Origin of the sequence: Nonomuraea guangzhouensis, from assembly GCF_019396345.1 — a bacterium.
In the GTDB taxonomy this organism is placed as follows: Bacteria; Actinomycetota; Actinomycetes; order Streptosporangiales; family Streptosporangiaceae; genus Nonomuraea; species Nonomuraea guangzhouensis.
In genome coordinates this window covers 246898-262165 of record NZ_JAHKRM010000016.1, presented here as the reverse complement: position 1 = coordinate 262165, position 15268 = coordinate 246898, and the positions used below count along the sequence as shown (strand labels likewise).

Genomic DNA, 15268 nt, shown 5'->3' with positions numbered 1-15268 from the left:
ATCGCACAGTCGGGACTGACGAGAAATCCCGACATGAGGAGAAACGACCATGGGCATGCAGAGGCTCGCCGCCGCGGCGGCCGCGTCGTCACTACTGGCGCTGGGCCTGTTGGTCACGGCCCCGGCACCCGCGTCGGTGGCGGCGGCGTGCAGCGGCGCCGACGACACCGTCCGGACGCCCCAGTGGTACCGGCAGCAGTATCCGGACTGGAATGACAGCCGGATCAAGGCCGCGGTCGCGCTCAACGAGGGGTTCGCCTCGGGCAGCATCCGCTGCCTGGTGAACGCCGAGCGGGCGAAGGCCGGGCTCGCCCCGGTGGAGGACAGCCTGCGGCTGTTCAACGCGGCTGACGGTCACGTGAAGGCGGCCATCCAGCAGAAGTGGTGGGTGGACGGCGCCAACTGGCACGTCAACCCGGTCACCGGGTCCACCGTGGGCAGCAGGATACGCGCGGCGGGCTACTGCCCCTCGGGCACGTGGCAGGCGCTGGAGAACGTCTACGCCGGCTGGGGCACCTCGTACGCGACGCCTCGGGCGGCGGTGCGCTGGTGGATGGGCAGCGCCTCCCACCGGCAGAACATCCTCAACCCGCAGATGAAGCAGACCGGCATCTCGGTACGCAACGGGAGCGCGCGCCCGGGTGTCACCTCCAACGTCACCCTGGTGACGACGGAGGTGTTCGGCTTCTGCCGGTGACGGTCAGGGGCGGCGGGCCCGGCGATACTCCTCCACCACCAGGTCCGTCAGCTCCTGGAGCGAGGTCTGCGCCGTGGGCTTGTCGAAGGTGATCGTGCCGTGCTGGAGCAGGTTGACCCGGTCACAGACCTCCAGGATCTGGGCGTAGTTGTGCGCGATGATCACGATGGACACCTCGCCGCGGGCCTTGAGGTCACTGACCAGGTCGAGGATCAGCGCCCCCTCCTTGGCGCCCATGGCGGCCAGCGGCTCGTCGAGCAGCAGGATCCTCGATCGCGAGTACACCGAACGGGCCACGGCGATCGCCTGCCGCTGCCCGCCGGAGAGCTTGGCCACCTCGACGTCGACCGAGGGGATGCGGACCCCCATGGCCTCCAGGTGCTCGGCGGCGAGCCCGCGCATGCGCCGGTTGCTCAGCAGCCGCCCGAAGCCGACGTGCTCCCGGCCGAGGAACATGTTGTGGTAGACGCTGAGCTCGTTGATCAGGGCGAGGTCCTGGTAGACGATGTCGATGCCCAGCGATCGCGCCTGCCGTACGGACTTCAGCGCGACCTCCTCGCCGTCGAGCAGGATGCGGCCCGAGTCGGGCTGGTGAAACCCGCACAGGAGCTTGACCAGCGTGGACTTGCCCGCGCCGTTGTCGCCGATGAGCCCCAGCACCTCTCCCCGCTCCAGGGTCAGGCTGACCTCCCGCAGCGCGGTGACCGCCCCGAACCGCTTGGACAGGGCCTCGGTACGCAGGATCGCGGTCATGTCCGTCCCGCCCTTCGCAGCCGGGTCAGGGAGACATTCGCGATCATGGACAGCAGGATCGCGGCGCCCAGGATGAGGAAGTACGGGTTGGCGGAGATGCCGATGAGGTTCATCCCGTTCTGGAGTACGGCCAGCACCAGCGCCCCGAGCGCGCAGCCGATGATGGTCCCGGAGCCGCCCGCGAGCGCCGTGCCGCCGATCACCGCCGCCGAGACCGCGGTGAACATCAGGCCGGTGCCACCGCCGATGTTCGGGTCGATGGTGTGGATGCGGAACGCCTCGATCAGCCCGGCGAACGCCCCCAGAGTCCCGCCGATCATGAAATTTCCTATCTTGATGCGGCCGGTCCGTACGCCCGCCTCCGAGGCGCCCAGCGGGTTGCCGCCGACCGCGATCGTGTGCAACCCCCACCGGGTCCTGGTCAGCAGGATGTGCAGCACGGTCACGATGGCCAGGGTCCAGCCGAGATGCGCCCAGTTCGCCGCCCCGAGCCACTCGCCGATCGTCCCGTCCACGACGGCGGGGATCTCGGCCGGATAGGCGTGCGAGGTGGTGAGCACCACGCCGGTCACCGCGTAGAAGGTGCCCAGCGTGGTCACGAACGACGGGACCCGCAGCACGACGGTGACGAACCCGTTCCCGAGCCCGATCACCGTCCCCGTCAGCAGCGCCAGCAGGATCGCCGGGATCGCGGGCACTTCCCAGAAGTCGATGGCGTAGTGCATCATGAACGGCGCCAGCGCCGCCACCACGCCCACCGACAGGTCGATCTCACCGCTGACCAGCAGCAGGACCGTGCCGCACGCCACGATCGCCGCGGGGGCGGTGGCCTGGGAGATGTTGACCAGGTTGTCGTAGGACACGAAGACGTCCGTCACCGACACGAAGTACAGGCCCAGGCCGATCGCGACCACGAGCACGCTGGCTTCCCGGTGCCGCAGGAACTCCTCGCGGATCCTACGCATGAGCGATGGCACCGGAGCGTGGCACGAGCTTCTGCGCGGTGTCGGAGCCCTCGAAGCGGGTCTTGGTCGTCTGGTAGGGGCCGACGTTGTCCTTCGTCACGAAGAGCAGGCCGGTGTTGGTCTCGGAGGGGAAGAGCAGCCCGCCGGACAGCTTGTAGAGGTACAGGTAGAGCACCGGCAGGAAGCCCTGCAGGTAGGGCTGCTGGTCGATGGTGTAGTCGAGGTCGCCGTTCTTGATCGCCGTCAGGGTCTCGGGTACGAGGTCGAAGCCGCCGGCGACCTTGAGCCCCTTGCTCCGCATGCCGTACTTCTTGACCGTCTGCCCGATCGACTGGGTGGATCCGGCGTCGACGGCGAGCATCCCGGCCAGGTTCGGGTGGCCCCGCGCATAGGCGTCGATGATCGATAAGCCCTTGGTGATGTCGGCGTTCGTGCCGACCGGGGTGAACTTGATGGGTTTGCCGGAGTCCTTGAACGCCTGCTGGGCGCCGTCGATCCGCGGCTGGATGTTGAGGGCGCCGGGGGTGGCGATGAAGCCGACGACCTCGCCGGAGTCCACCTGCTGGAGGGCGCGCTGGCCGAGGGCGTATCCGGACTCGTAGAGCCCCTGGCCGATGTAGGCCAGCCGCGCGGTGCCCTTGTCCTCGCGGGCGCCGTCGGCGTTGTAGGACACGACGGGGATGCCCGCGTCGAGCGCCTTGCCGACCGGTTCGCGGAACGCGGCCTTGTCCACCACGGCCACCGCGAGCCCGTCGGCCTTGGCGGAGATCGCGGTGTTGCACGCGTTGACCATCTCGGCCACGATCGAGTCCTTCGAGCCCGTCCACTGGAAGTCCGTGCCGAGCAGCGCGCACGCGTCCTGCGCCCCGTACTGGGTGGGGGTGAAGAACGGGTTCGTGGTGACATGGCAGACGAGCACGAACTTCCACTTGGGCGTGGCCGGGAAGTCGCCGGGAGCGCCCGCGCCGCCGGACGCGGCGGGTTTGTCCTGGCTGGAGGTGCACGCCGCCAGCAGCGCGGCCGCCGCGGCCGATGCGCTGGCCAGACCGGCACCGGACAGCAGGCGCCGCCGGGCGATCGGGGGGAGACTGAGCGTTTCGACTGCCTCTTCGACCTTGGGATGGACATCCATGCGCTCGACCTCTTGTTCCTGAAGGATCGGTCCAGGGTGATCGCTTCCCCCGTCAGCACGCCCACTGAAAAAACTAAAAGGTTCTCGAAGCGTGTCAATGGGCAAGGCGGAGCCCTGATGATCCGGCGGATCTGAGGTGCGGGTCGACGCGGCTAGGACGAGCGCGAGAGCACGGAGCGGACGGCCTCTGACGTACGGCCGACCACGGCCGCGCCGTCCCCGGCGGTGATGATCGGGCGCTGGATGAGGATCGGGTGGCTGGCCAGCGCCTTGATCCAGCGATTGCGGTTCGCGATGTCGCGGGGCCAGTCGGCGATGCCGAGGTCAGCGGCGGTGGTCTCGCCGAACCGGGTGATGTCCCAAGGCTCGAGGCGGAGCCGGGTGAGCACCTCGCGGAGTTCGAGCTCGTTGGGCGGGTCGTCGAGGTAGCGGCGAATGGTGTATTCGGCGTTCTCGGTGTCCAGGAGTTGCAGCGCGGAGTGGCACTTGGAGCAGTCGGGGTTGATCCAGATCTCCATGCTGACTTCCTTTGGGGATGCGAGGAGCGCGGAGCCGTCCGGCAAGGCGTCCCATGGCGAAACAGGAGGCGCACTGAACGTGACCTGCCCCCTATTTCACTAGCAAGTGTTAGCCATACGGATTACCCACGTCAAGCGCCGCCAAATGGTCATGCCACGCTCGGATGGCCCTGTGACCAGGGGCTTAGCGGCCGAGAACACCGCCGCCATCTCCCCCAAGTTCGATCTGTTCCGGAGGCTGGGGGCTGCCATGTCAAGCCGGTCCGCACGCCACGGCGTAGAGCCCTCCGGTTACCGAGTGTGATCGAGTCGCTGATCTCCAGAAAAAAATTCCGGACCCGGATTCCGGCCGGAAAGGCCTGTGCCAGCAGGGGTTCCTGACGCCTCAGGATCCCCTCTGGTTTACCCAGATAACAGATTGATGTCTGAAATTTCATGACAGAGGGCACCTGGCACCGACAGAATGCGGAACGCCCAACCGCCGTCCACTCCCAACGGAGGACACCCATATGCGTAGACCCCTTGGGGTACTCGCGGGCCTCGTGAGCTTGGCAGCCCTCGGTGCGCCGATCGCCACGGCCGACGCCGCAGCGGCGCGGCCAACCGAATGTCGCGTGACCGTGGCCAAGCCGCAGGTCACCCCCGCCGGCAAGATCCAGGTTTCCGCCACCCGGCGCGGTTGCGAAGGCAGCGCCCTGGTCCGCGTCCGCATCAAGCGCGCGGTGCCCGGCCCCGACCGCATCGTCAAGAGCGCGTCGGGCAGGGGCGTCAGCCCGCGGGTCACCGTCGCGCTGCCGTGCACCCCCGGTGTCTACTACGCGTCCGTCACCGACTACCAGGGCAACACCGGCAAGTCCCGGCCGGTCCGGCTGCCGTCCTGCGCGCCGACCACGCCTACGCCCACCCCGACGGGCACACCGTCGCCCACGGGGTCGCCCACGTCGTCGCCGACGGCCACTCCCACGACCACCAGTTCGCCGTCGGACACGGTCGGCACGGCCGACGAGAACGAGGTCGTGCGGCTGACCAACGCGGAGCGGGCGAAGGGCGGCTGCAAGCCGCTCAAGCATGACGCCCAGCTGCGCACGGCCGCCTTCGGCCACTCCTCCGACATGGCGGCCAAGAACTACTTCGACCACACCTCGCAGGACGGCCGGAGCTTCCTGGACCGCATCCGCGCGGCGGGCTTCACCGGCGGAACGGGCTGGGCCGAGAACATCGCCATGGGCCAGCCGACCCCGGCGTCCGTGGTCACCGGCTGGATGAACAGCCCGGGCCACAAGGCCAACATCATGAACTGCAAGTACAACCTCATCGGTGTCGGCGCGGCCAAGAACTCCCGGGGCCAGATCTACTGGACCCAGGACTTCGCCGCCAAGTAGCGGCCGCCCGAGAAGAACGATGCCCCGCGGCCGGCCGCCCGGCCGCGGGGCATCACCTCAAACCAGGACTCTTCAGGCCTGACGCCACTCCGCCACCCTGCCGGGCTCGTGCAGATGCAGGTCGGGCGCGCCCTCCAGCGCCTTCTCCTCGCCACCGGGCGTGTACGTGACGATCAGCCGCAACGGCCGCCAGGTCGAGTTGAACGTCGAGTGGTAGGCGCCCGCCGGGATGTGCACGGTGTCACCCTCCTTGATCGGGAACGGCTCACCGTCGCCGACCATCTGCGACGCCTCACCGGAGATGACGTAGATGATCTCCTCGGCGTTCGGGTGGTTGTGCCGGGCATGCCCCTGACCGGGGTTGATGATGACCTCGCCCAGTGTGCTGCTCGCCCCCTCGATGGCCGACGGGGTGACGAACCACTTGATGGACCCCCAGTCGAAGGCCATCGTGGGCACGGTGTCCGGGCTGACGTGCATGGCGGCTCCTCAGAAGTTCAGTGCTTTGAAGGCTCGTACCTGCTCGGTGATGGCCCGTTCCGTCGGCAGCCGCTCGACGGACGAGGCGCCGAAGAAGCCCACCACGCCCTGGGTGCGCGACAGGACATAGGCGGCGTCGTCGGGCTCGGCGATCGGGCCGCCGTGACAGAGCACGAGGATGTCGGGCCGGACGGCCGCCGCGGCGTCGCGCATGGCCTGCACCCGGGTCACGGCCTCGTCCAGGGTCAGGGCGGTGCCCGCGCCGATGCTGCCCTTGGTGGTCAGCCCGACGTGCGGCACCAGGACGTCGGCGCCGGCCCCGGCCATGGCTCGGGCCTGGTCCTCGTCGAAGACGTAAGGAGCGGTGACCAGGTCGCGCTCGTGGGCCAGCCGGACCATCTCCACCTCCAGCTCGTAGCCCATGCCGGTCTCCTCCAGGTTCTGCCGGAAGACCCCGTCGTACAGGCCCACGGTGGGAAAGTTCTGTACGCCCGCGAAGCCCATCGCGGCGAGCTGGTCGAGGAAGCGCGGCATGACCCGGAACGGGTCGGTGCCGCAGACGCCCGCGAGCACCGGGGTGTCGGCGACGACGGGCAGCACCTCGGACGCCATCTCGACGACGATCTGGTTCGCGTCGCCGTAGGGCAGCAGCCCGGCCAGCGAGCCGCGCCCGGCCATCCGGTAGCGGCCGGAGTTGTAGATGATGATCAGATCGACGCCGCCGGCCTCCGCGCACTTGGCCGACAGGCCCGTGCCCGCGCCGGCGCCGATCACCGGCCGCCCCGCCGCGACGGTACGGCGCAGCCTGGCCAGCACCTCCTGTCTGGTCACGAGGGATCCCCTCCCGAGATGAGGCGATGCAGCCGCTCGGCCATCGCCCGGCCGAACTCCGGGTCGTTGATGTGCAGGTCGAGCCGCTCGGTCGCGGGGAAGGCGGCCAGCGCCTCGAAGCAGGCCTCGTCGGCCTTGGGGTCGTGGAAGTCCATGCCCGGCGCATCCAGGGCGGACACGCCCCGCCACGGGATGAACAGCTCCGTCGGGCCGGTCGCCGCGCCGAGCTTGGCGGCCACCCGAGCACCCAGCTCGGCCATCTCCTCCGGCGTGGTACGCATCAGCGTGACGGTCGGGTTGTGCACGTACAGCAGCCGGTTCGCGAACCGCGGGGGCACAGTGTCGCGCGGGCCGAAGTTGACCATGTCCAGGGCGCCGGGGGCGACCACCTGCGGCACGCCGTGCGCGCCCGCCGCCGTCAGCCGCTCGGGTCCCGCCGACAGAACCCCGCCGACCAGGTCGTCGGCCAGCTCGGTGGTGGTCAGATCCAGCACCCCGGCCAGCAGCCCGCTCGCCGCCAGCCCCTCCAGCGCCCGGCCGCCCGACCCGGTCGCGTGGAAGACCAGCACCTCGTAACCGAGCTCGTCCAGCCGCGCGCGCGCCGCGTCCACGGCGGGGGTGGTCACGCCGAACATCGACGCGCCGATCAGCGGCCGATCCTCACTCTGCGCGGTCCGCGCCGCCCTGGCCAGGTGGTGCGCCTTGGCCATGCCCGAGGCGGCGGCCGCCGCGTTGCCGAGAATCGCCCGGGAGACCCGGTTGACGCCGGCGATGTCGACCACGCTGTACATCAGCGTGACATCCCTGGCCCCGACATAAGGCGACACATCACCCGACGCCATCGTGGACACGATCAACTTGGGCAGGCCGATGGGCAGGTCGCGGACCGCCCGCGCGGCGATCGACGATCCACCGCTGCCGCCCACGGCCAGCACCGCGTCGACCCGGCCCTCGCCATACAGCTCGGCCATGACCACCGCCGCGCCCTCGCCCATCGCGGTGACGGCGGCCCCACGGTCGCCCCCCTCCTGGAGCGCCCGCAGATCACCGCCGACCGCCTCGGCCACCCGCTCGTTGGAGACGTCGGCCGGCAGTGCCACGCCGGGGTCGTTCACTCCCGTGTCGACCACGAGCACGTCGCTGCCCAGCTCCACCAGCCGGTTGCGCAGCCAGGCGTACTCCTCGCCCTTGGTGTCGAGCGTCCCGATCAGTACGACGGTCGGCATCTCACGCCACACCCCTCTGTTCGAAGACCTTCCTCGCCACATTGATCGCGTCGAGCGCCTTTGTGAACCCCGCCTACCGAACGCCCGCTCCAGCCAATCTTCGGCGAACGCTGTCGATCGTGCATTTCGCCGGGCCGTGCGGTATGTTGATCATTGTCGGATGAACGACGGCTGAGGCGCCGGTGAGTAGGGAAAGGAGCGAGGAGCGTATGACCGCCCGTTGGGTGGCCGCTGTGCGCGGCATCTCCTCTCCTGTCTCTACGGGCTGCCCGGGAGCCGGTCAACGCCGCTGAGCTCGGCCGTTCTCCGCGGGAGCCCTCTCATCCGATGAAGGGTTCCGTTGAACATCTCACTGCGGGCGGAAACGCCTGAAGACGCCGCTGCCATTCGCGCGGTCAACCTGTCGGCCTTCCCCACCCCGCTGGAAGCCGACCTCGTCGAGGCGCTGCGCCGCGATCCGGCCTGGATTCCGGGTCTGTCCTGGGTGGGGGTCTCCCCTGAGGGGGACATCGTCGCCTATGCCCTGCTCACCCGCTGCCACATCGGGCAGGCGTCCGCGCTGGCCCTCGGGCCGGTGGCCGTGTCGCAGGCCGTACAGCGGCAGGGAGCGGGCGCGGCGGTGACCCGGGCCGCGCTCCAGGCGGCCCGTGAGCGGGGCGAGAGCGCCGTGGTCGTGCTCGGACATCCCGAGTACTATCCGCGGTTCGGCTTCACGATCGCCTCCGGCCACGGCATCGGCGTGTCCTTCGACGTGCCGGACGAGGCGCTGATGGCCATGTCGCTGGACGGGAGCCCGCTGCCGGCGGGCACCATCAGGTACGCGCCGCCGTTCGGCGTGTGATCCCGCGCCGCGCCGCCGTACCAGCTCGTTCTGGTACGGCGGCGCGGCGCCCACGCCAGACCGGCCACGGGGACACGGCCGGTCCGCGGCGCGGGTCGAGTCCGCGACGAGGGTCTACTTGCCCTCGTGGCGGTGGTCATCGCGGTGGGCGCGGCCCACGACGGTGAACGTGGCGGTGGCGACCCGGTTGCCGACCTTGACGGACACGGTCTTGGTGCCGGGCTTGGCGTGGGCCGGCACGGTCAGGGTCTTGGTGACCTTCCGCTGGTCGAGAGAGACCCGGTAGCTCTTGCCCTCGGGGCTGGTGATCGTGGCCTTGCCGCCCGCCGGCGCGCCCTTGACGACGATGGTCACCCCGTAGGAGGCGCCCTGCTTGACCCGGCTCGGGTTGACGGACACGTCGAGGGAGGTGTGGTCGCGCCGCTTGGTCTCCTGCACGTACAGGGTGTCAGCCGTGGGGGTGGGGCGGGCGGTCTTCACCGGTGCGGTCGGCAGGGTGGTGGGGGTGGTCTTCGGGCCCGGCGTGACCGTCGTGGTGGGGTGCGGCTTCGCGGTGTCGGCGAATGCGCCGCCCGCGAACGGCAGGGCGATGAGAGCGGTGGCGGCGGCGGTCACGGTGAGGGGCTTCATGAAGCGCACTGAGATCAACGTCCAATCCTGGATGACCTGGCCGAACCCCCGATGAATTCGGCCTCGAAGGGTCATCCGCATGACTTGAACTCTGCCGACGCAACATTAGAGCTGTCTGATATGCCGCTTTGATTTGTCTATGTCGGGTTAACATAAGCCGGCGCCGCGGCGAGGCCGGGACTGCCCGCGCTCGTCGCCGGAGTGAAGGCGGCCGGGCGGCTGGGGATGGCGCGGCAGCGGTGATTTTCCGTTCCACCAGGCAGGTCCAAAGATCTGCCATTTCTCGTGAGGGACTACGAGAGTCCACGTGCTAGCGTGACAGCTGTTGCAGTTTTGGTACCCACGAACTCTGTGCGCGCCCGACGGGGTTTGCCCCCCAAAGGCGTGTTGTTTTCACCCGGTCATTTCCGGATGGGTCATTGCGGCGACATGGGATTCGTGACCTGCGCGTCCCAGCTCTGCGCCTATCAAGGGAGATCGACATGGCGACTGGCACCGTGAAGTGGTTCAACTCGGAAAAGGGCTTCGGCTTCATCCAGCAGGACGGCGGCGGCGCCGACGTCTTCGCCCACTACTCGAACATCGCCACCCAGGGCTTCCGCGAGCTGCAGGAAGGCCAGAAGGTGAGCTTCGACATCACGCAGGGCCAGAAGGGCCCGCAGGCCGAGAACATCGTCCCGGTCTGATCACGACGCATCATCACGACGAGCCGGGGTCCGCGGGTGCGGGCCCCGGTTCGCGTGTGTCAGGCCAAAAATGGCCCAAGAACAGCGCAAGAAGTGTGGATCAGGAGATGCGCCGGTAGGTGATCGGGCCGTGCTGGACCGCCACCTCTCCCACCCTGACGTTCGCTCCCGGGTGCGGCGCGTGGATCATCTTGCCGTCGCCTATGTAGATCCCTATGTGGTCGGGCGGGGCGCCGAAGAAGACGAGGTCGCCGGGCTGCGGCGGCCCTGAGATCGGTTGCCCGCTCGCCTGGTAGCCGGCCGCCGTGGTGTCGCCGATCTTGATGCCCGCCTGGTTCAGCGAGTAGTAGACGAGCCCGCTGCAGTCGAAGGCCTTCGGGCCGTTGGCGCCCCAGACGTACGGCTTGCCGAGGTGCTGCCGCGCGGCGTTGACGATGTCGGCCCCGGAACCGCCGCCCGGCACGTACGGCACGGCCTGAGCGGTCCCGCCCCCGCCGCCACCTCCGCCCCCGGAAGACGCGGCCGTCGGGGACCCGCCACCTGGGCTCGATGCGGGGGCGGGGCCGGCACCGCTGCCGTCCGCACTCGCCAGCGACGTCTTCTGCCAGTCCGGGAGCGGCGTCTTGTCCCAATGGACGGTGTGGCCCGGCCCGGGCACGAACGTCTGGTCGCCGGGCGCCTTGATGGCCGCGAACGTCGTCTCCCGGTCGTCCCAATGGCCGCCGATCGTCTTCGCGGCCTGGTTCACGGCCTTGTTGGCGGAGTTGAGGTGCACCGTCGCGTCCTCGACCGCGTCGGAGACGTGCGACGAGAGCGCCTTGTCGAACTCCGCCTGCGTGGCCTTGGGGTGGGCGGTCTTGTACGCAACGGCCTTGTCGAGGACGTCACCGCAGATCCCGCGTACCTTCGAGGCGGAGGTCTCCAGCGTTTGGGCGACGTTGTCGAGGACGGTCGCGCTGTCGGTCATGGCGTCGTAGAGATCGCCGCCGGCCGTAGAGTAGCGGCTCATGTACTTGTCGAAGGCGTCGGCGGAATCACCCTGCCAGGCCGTGTTGACGCCCTTGACGGCGGTGCCGAGCCGGCCGACGTACTCGCCGGTCTTGCCGCCCGCGCCGCGCCATCGCTTGGCGACGTCGCGGATCGTGCCGGGATCGCCGCTGACCTGCTTCAGGATGCGCGCCAGCACGTCGCCGCCGGGCAGATCGCCGAGCTCCACACTCACTCCTGATCCGCGCCCGAGGACTTGTTGGCCGCTCGGACGTTGTCGACCACCTTCTCCAGGGCCCGCTCGACGCCCTGGAGCTTGTGCTGGGCCTGCCCGAGCTCCCCAGAAACGCCCTTCTCGATCTTGTCGAGGACGGCGGCCAGTGAGGCGGCGCCGGTCAGCTCACCGAACATCGTGGAGTCGGCGGTCTTGGCCGGATACTGGCCCGCGAGGTCGGCGAACTCCTTGGACAGCCGGTTCGCCGACGACTGGCAGTCTTCGAGCGCCTGGCGGTGAAGGTCGACCTTCGCCATCAGCGATCCTCCAGAAGCACGGCTCGAGCATTCCCCACAAGTAGCTGATCGTATCGGAATGACCCCTATTAAGGGATAAAAGCCGCACTTATCGCTGCTAGCGGGTCAGCTGCGGACGCCAGGTCAGGAGGGCGCCGAGGGTGGCGTACCCGATGATCAGGTGCGTGCCGCCCACCCACCGGGACGCCTGCTCACCGAACACGATGAACAGCGGGACCGTCACGACGGCCCAGCTCTCGGCGATCAGCGGCCACCAGCGCAGCGGCCCGCGCCACCGCCCGGCCACCGCGAGCTTCACCCCGATGATCATCATGCCGAGCATCGACAGCGGCCAGAAGAGGTCGAGGATCGCCAGCAACGGGCCGTCCTGCGCGGGCTCGGGCAGGACGCCGTGCAGCAGCGACCAGACGCTGGCCAGCGCGAGCAGCACCGCCTCGACCCGGAGCATGATCCTGGAGACCCGGGTGATCCCGGTGGCCTGGGTCCTGGCCTGCACGGTGAGCAGGGCGAACACGCCGCCCTGGAAGAGGAGTCCGGTCAGGTCGCCGAAGCGCTCGGCGAAGCCGGTGTTCTGCGTCCCGTACAGGAAGATGCTCGTGGCCCAGGCGAGCGTGCCGGCGGTCAGCGTCAGGCCCAGGACGCGAATCGTGCCAGGTGAGATGAGCGGCTTGCCGGAGACGGGCGGTTCGCCGGAGGCGGTCGTGTCGGTGCGGGCTTTCGCGGGGGTGGTGGTGATGTGAGCGTCCATGGTGATCTGGGTCCTTTCCGGAGCGGTTGGCAACGAGGACCAGCTTCCGGGCGGGCCGACCCGGGCAGGCAGGGCCAGATGTCCCGTTGTTGTCCCGGGACCCTCGTCCCGGGACATTGGCCGACAAATCGGGTGTAATGCCTGTCGTGACGAAGACGCGGGCGCTGGTGATCCCCGCCCTGCTGACCGCGGTCGCGGTAGCGATCACCGCGGTGACGGTGGCGCTGGACGTCCGGGCCGCCGGTGTGCGGATCCCGGTCGACTCCGAGCTGGAGCAGGGCTGGCCCGCGGCGCTGTCGGGGCTGGCCATGCTCGGGCCCGGCGTGCTGCTGCTGCGCCGGCTGCCACGCCATCCCGTGGCCTGGGTCCTGACCGGGTTCGGGCTGCTGTGGCTGGCGGACGGGCTGGCGTCGAGCTGGGCGATATACGCCGTCTACGTGGCACCGGGCGCACCGGGAGCCGCTGTGGCGTACTGGTTCTACGCGTGCTTCGGGGCGGTGCTGCTGCTCGGGTTGCCGCTGCTGATCCTGCTGTTCCCGGACGGGCGGCTGCCCTCGGCCCGGCTGTGGCGGTGGCTGTCGAGGGCCAGCCTCGTGCTGACCGGATCGCTGACGGTGCTGCTGGCGCTGGCGCCCACGTCGGTGATGGAACGCTTCCACCAGACCTCGCTGCCGCCGGAGATCAAGCGGCTGGAGTTCGACCTGTTCGCCGTCGCGCTGCCGTACCCGGTCTGGGCGGTCGCGCTCCGGGTCGCGTACGTGTCGGTGCTGGTGAGCGTGGTGGTGCCGTTCGCGGTGGCGGTGCGCCGCTACCGCGCGGCCGGCGCCGAGCGGCGGGCCCAGATCCGCTGGCTGATGTGGGCCGCGCTGGCCGACATGCTCCTGCTGCTGTTCCCGCTCCGGCTGCCGCCGCAGATCCCGGCGCTGCTGCTCGGGCTGGCCATCGCGGTCACCTCCGCCGCCGTGGTGGTCGCGGTCACGAAATACCGGCTGTACGACGTGGACCGGCTGCTGTCCGCCACCGTGACCTACGCCGTGCTCGCGGCGCTGGTCGTCCTGGCCGACGTGGCGGTGTTCACCCTGGCGGGCAGCGTGCTCGGCGAGCGGGACTCGGCGCTGGCCGCGATCGCGATCGTCGCGGTGCTCTACGCGCCGCTGCGCACCTGGCTGTGGCGGCTGGTGCGGCGGCTGATGCGCGGATCGCGAGACGACCCATACGCCACGGTCTCGACGCTGGCCGAGCGGCTGGAGCTGGCCACCGACCCGGACGAGCAGTTGCTCGCGGTGGCCAGGACGCTGGCCGAGGCGTTCCGGCTGGCCTACGTCAGGGTGGAGATCGAACGGCCCGGCGGGGAGCGTTCCGTGGTGGAGCACGGTTCGCCGCGCGGGCCCTCGGTGTCGCTGCCGGTCGCCTACCGGGGCGAGGTGGTGGGGCGGCTGGTGCTGTGCCGTACCGACCTCACCGAACGCGACCAGCGGCTGCTCGGCGATCTCGTACGGCAGGCCGCCGCGGCGGCGCGGGCCAGCGAGCTCAGCACCGACCTGCAGCGCATCCGCGCCCGCCTGGTCCTCGCCCGGGAGGAGGAACGCCGCAGGCTCCGCCGTGACCTGCACGACGGCCTGGGCCCGAGCCTGGGCGCGGTGGCGCTGCGCGTCGAGGCGGCCAGGAACCTGGCGGTCACCGCGCCGGCCGAGGCCGACCGCATCCTGGCGCAGACGGCCGAGGAGGTGACCGGCGTGCTGGCCGACGTACGCAGGCTGGTGCACGACCTGCGCCCGCCCGCGCTGGACGAGCTGGGCCTGCTGGGCGCGATCGAACAGCAGGCCGGCCGCTTCCGGTCGGCGGGACTCCGGGTCGTGGTCGGCGGCGACGAGGCGCTGGATATGCTGCCCGCGGCCGTGGAGGTGGCGGCCTACCGGATCGTGTCCGAGGCGCTGACCAACGTGGCCAGGCACGCGGAGGCGACGCGGTGCGAGATCACGCTGAGCGTGCGAGAGGGAAGACTGGACGTGACGATCCGCGACGACGGTGTGGGCATCGGGCCCGACGTGGTGGCCGGCGTCGGCATGCTGTCGCTTCGCGAACGTGCCGCCGAGCTGGGCGGCGACTGCGAGGTCGGCTGCCCGCCCGGCGGCGGGACGCTGGTCGGCGCGCGGCTCCCGCTGGAGCAGGCGATGGAGGCGGCCGGTGTCTGACGAGACGATCCGGGTGCTGCTCGCCGACGACCACCCGGTCTACCGTGACGGCCTGGCGGTGCTGCTGGGCTCGATACCCGGCATCGAGGTGGCGGGCACCGCCGCGAACGGGGCCGAGGCGGTCGAGCGGGCCGCCGAGCTGCAGCCGGACGTGGTGGTCATGGACGTACGGATGCCGGGACTGGACGGCATCGAGGCCACCCGGCGGGTCGTCGCCGACAGCCCGCACATCGCGGTCGTGGTGCTGACCATGTCGGAGGAGGACGCCACGCTGTTCGCCGCGATGCGCGCGGGAGCGCGCGGCTACCTGCTCAAGGGGGCGAACCAGGCCGAGATCGTCCGCGCGATCACCGCGGTGGCCCACGGCGAGGCCATCTTCGGCCCGGCCGTCGCCCGCCGCGTCGCCGACTTCTTCACCGGCACCGCCACCGGCTCGGACGACCCGGCCTTTCCGCAGCTCACCCCGCGTGAGCGGGAGATCCTCTCGCTCGTCGCGGCCGGCCGGTCGAACACCCAGATCGCCTCGGCCCTGTTCCTGTCGCCGAAGACGGTACGCAACAACGTGTCGAACATCTTCGCCAAACTGCACGTCGCCGACCGCGCCGAGGCCATCGTCCGGGCCCGGGACGCGGGTCTGGGGCGATCATCGTGAGCCGATTCGGTGCT

General features: G+C 70.0%; 17 protein-coding genes. 6 read left to right on the top strand and 11 right to left on the bottom strand.

Annotated features, from left to right (window positions below; genetic code table 11):
• Positions 1 to 49: 49 nt before the first annotated feature.
• Entirely contained in the window at positions 50 to 697 is a 648-nt protein-coding gene (locus KME78_RS32140; RefSeq protein WP_219533129.1) for a CAP domain-containing protein, read from the top strand.
• A gap of 3 nt (positions 698 to 700) precedes the next feature.
• Here KME78_RS32140 and KME78_RS32135 read toward each other — a convergent pair whose 3' ends face one another.
• The 4 genes from KME78_RS32135 to KME78_RS32120 all read right to left on the bottom strand — a co-directional run bounded on the left by KME78_RS32135 (position 701) and on the right by KME78_RS32120 (position 4065).
• Positions 701 to 1450 (bottom strand): ATP-binding cassette domain-containing protein, encoded by a 750-nt coding sequence (locus KME78_RS32135; RefSeq protein WP_219533128.1) that lies wholly within the window; start codon positions 1448 to 1450, stop codon positions 701 to 703.
• A complete protein-coding gene (locus tag KME78_RS32130) occupies positions 1447 to 2415 on the bottom strand; it encodes an ABC transporter permease (RefSeq protein ID WP_219533127.1) in 969 nt (322 codons plus the stop codon). The genes KME78_RS32135 and KME78_RS32130 overlap by 4 nt, the downstream gene beginning before the upstream one ends.
• Positions 2408 to 3547: a sugar ABC transporter substrate-binding protein gene (locus KME78_RS32125; RefSeq protein ID WP_219533126.1), complete on the bottom strand. Its 1140-nt coding sequence runs from the start codon at positions 3545 to 3547 to the stop codon at positions 2408 to 2410. Before KME78_RS32125 ends, KME78_RS32130 begins: the two co-directional genes overlap by 8 nt.
• A 152-nt stretch (positions 3548 to 3699) precedes the next feature.
• Positions 3700 to 4065: an ArsC/Spx/MgsR family protein gene (locus KME78_RS32120; protein WP_219533125.1), complete on the bottom strand. Its 366-nt coding sequence runs from the start codon at positions 4063 to 4065 to the stop codon at positions 3700 to 3702.
• Positions 4066 to 4574: 509 nt separating this feature from the next.
• Here KME78_RS32120 and KME78_RS32115 point away from each other — a divergent pair.
• Positions 4575 to 5447 carry a CAP domain-containing protein gene (locus tag KME78_RS32115; protein WP_219533124.1) on the top strand — a complete coding sequence of 291 codons (873 nt, stop codon included), beginning with the start codon at positions 4575 to 4577 and terminating at the stop codon, positions 5445 to 5447.
• Positions 5448 to 5519: 72 nt separating this feature from the next.
• Here the strand turns inward: KME78_RS32115 and KME78_RS32110 are convergent, their stop codons facing one another.
• From KME78_RS32110 to KME78_RS32100, 3 genes are read right to left on the bottom strand one after another with little or no spacing between them, the layout of a single operon-like run.
• On the bottom strand, positions 5520 to 5927 hold the full coding sequence (locus KME78_RS32110) for a cupin domain-containing protein (protein WP_219533123.1): 408 nt from the start codon (positions 5925 to 5927) through the stop codon (positions 5520 to 5522).
• 9 nt (positions 5928 to 5936) lie between these two features.
• Positions 5937 to 6758 carry a phosphoenolpyruvate hydrolase family protein gene (locus tag KME78_RS32105; RefSeq protein WP_219533122.1) on the bottom strand — a complete coding sequence of 274 codons (822 nt, stop codon included), beginning with the start codon at positions 6756 to 6758 and terminating at the stop codon, positions 5937 to 5939.
• Positions 6755 to 7984 carry a Tm-1-like ATP-binding domain-containing protein gene (locus tag KME78_RS32100; RefSeq protein WP_219533121.1) on the bottom strand — a complete coding sequence of 410 codons (1230 nt, stop codon included), beginning with the start codon at positions 7982 to 7984 and terminating at the stop codon, positions 6755 to 6757. The genes KME78_RS32105 and KME78_RS32100 overlap by 4 nt, the downstream gene beginning before the upstream one ends.
• Positions 7985 to 8324: 340 nt before the next feature.
• Between KME78_RS32100 and KME78_RS32095 the strand changes: the two genes are divergently transcribed.
• On the top strand, positions 8325 to 8825 hold the full coding sequence (locus tag KME78_RS32095) for a GNAT family N-acetyltransferase (RefSeq protein WP_219533120.1): 501 nt from the start codon (positions 8325 to 8327) through the stop codon (positions 8823 to 8825).
• A gap of 114 nt (positions 8826 to 8939) precedes the next feature.
• On the opposite strand, the gene KME78_RS32090 is transcribed toward KME78_RS32095, so the two are convergent.
• Entirely contained in the window at positions 8940 to 9455 is a 516-nt protein-coding gene (locus KME78_RS32090) for a hypothetical protein (RefSeq protein ID WP_219533119.1), read from the bottom strand.
• A 482-nt stretch (positions 9456 to 9937) separates the two neighbouring features.
• On the opposite strand from KME78_RS32090, the gene KME78_RS32085 reads away from it, so the two are divergent.
• A complete protein-coding gene (locus tag KME78_RS32085) occupies positions 9938 to 10141 on the top strand; it encodes a cold-shock protein (protein ID WP_219533118.1) in 204 nt (67 codons plus the stop codon).
• 100 nt (positions 10142 to 10241) lie between these two features.
• On the opposite strand, the gene KME78_RS32080 is transcribed toward KME78_RS32085, so the two are convergent.
• The 3 genes from KME78_RS32080 to KME78_RS32070 all read right to left on the bottom strand — a co-directional run bounded on the left by KME78_RS32080 (position 10242) and on the right by KME78_RS32070 (position 12407).
• Positions 10242 to 11357, bottom strand: coding sequence for a bifunctional WXG100 family type VII secretion target/C40 family peptidase (locus tag KME78_RS32080; protein WP_219533117.1), 1116 nt, complete (start codon positions 11355 to 11357; stop codon positions 10242 to 10244).
• A 2-nt stretch (positions 11358 to 11359) separates the two neighbouring features.
• On the bottom strand, positions 11360 to 11659 hold the full coding sequence (locus KME78_RS32075) for a hypothetical protein (protein ID WP_219533116.1): 300 nt from the start codon (positions 11657 to 11659) through the stop codon (positions 11360 to 11362).
• Between the two features lie 97 nt (positions 11660 to 11756).
• On the bottom strand, positions 11757 to 12407 hold the full coding sequence (locus KME78_RS32070) for a hypothetical protein (protein ID WP_219533115.1): 651 nt from the start codon (positions 12405 to 12407) through the stop codon (positions 11757 to 11759).
• A 146-nt stretch (positions 12408 to 12553) separates the two neighbouring features.
• Here KME78_RS32070 and KME78_RS67390 point away from each other — a divergent pair, with 146 nt between their 5' ends.
• Both KME78_RS67390 and KME78_RS32060 read left to right on the top strand, forming a co-directional pair.
• Positions 12554 to 14602: a sensor histidine kinase gene (locus KME78_RS67390; RefSeq protein WP_219533114.1), complete on the top strand. Its 2049-nt coding sequence runs from the start codon at positions 12554 to 12556 to the stop codon at positions 14600 to 14602.
• Complete coding sequence (locus KME78_RS32060; RefSeq protein WP_219533113.1) at positions 14595 to 15254, top strand: response regulator transcription factor; 660 nt, start codon at positions 14595 to 14597, stop codon at positions 15252 to 15254. The genes KME78_RS67390 and KME78_RS32060 overlap by 8 nt, the downstream gene beginning before the upstream one ends.
• Positions 15255 to 15268: the final 14 nt, after the last annotated feature.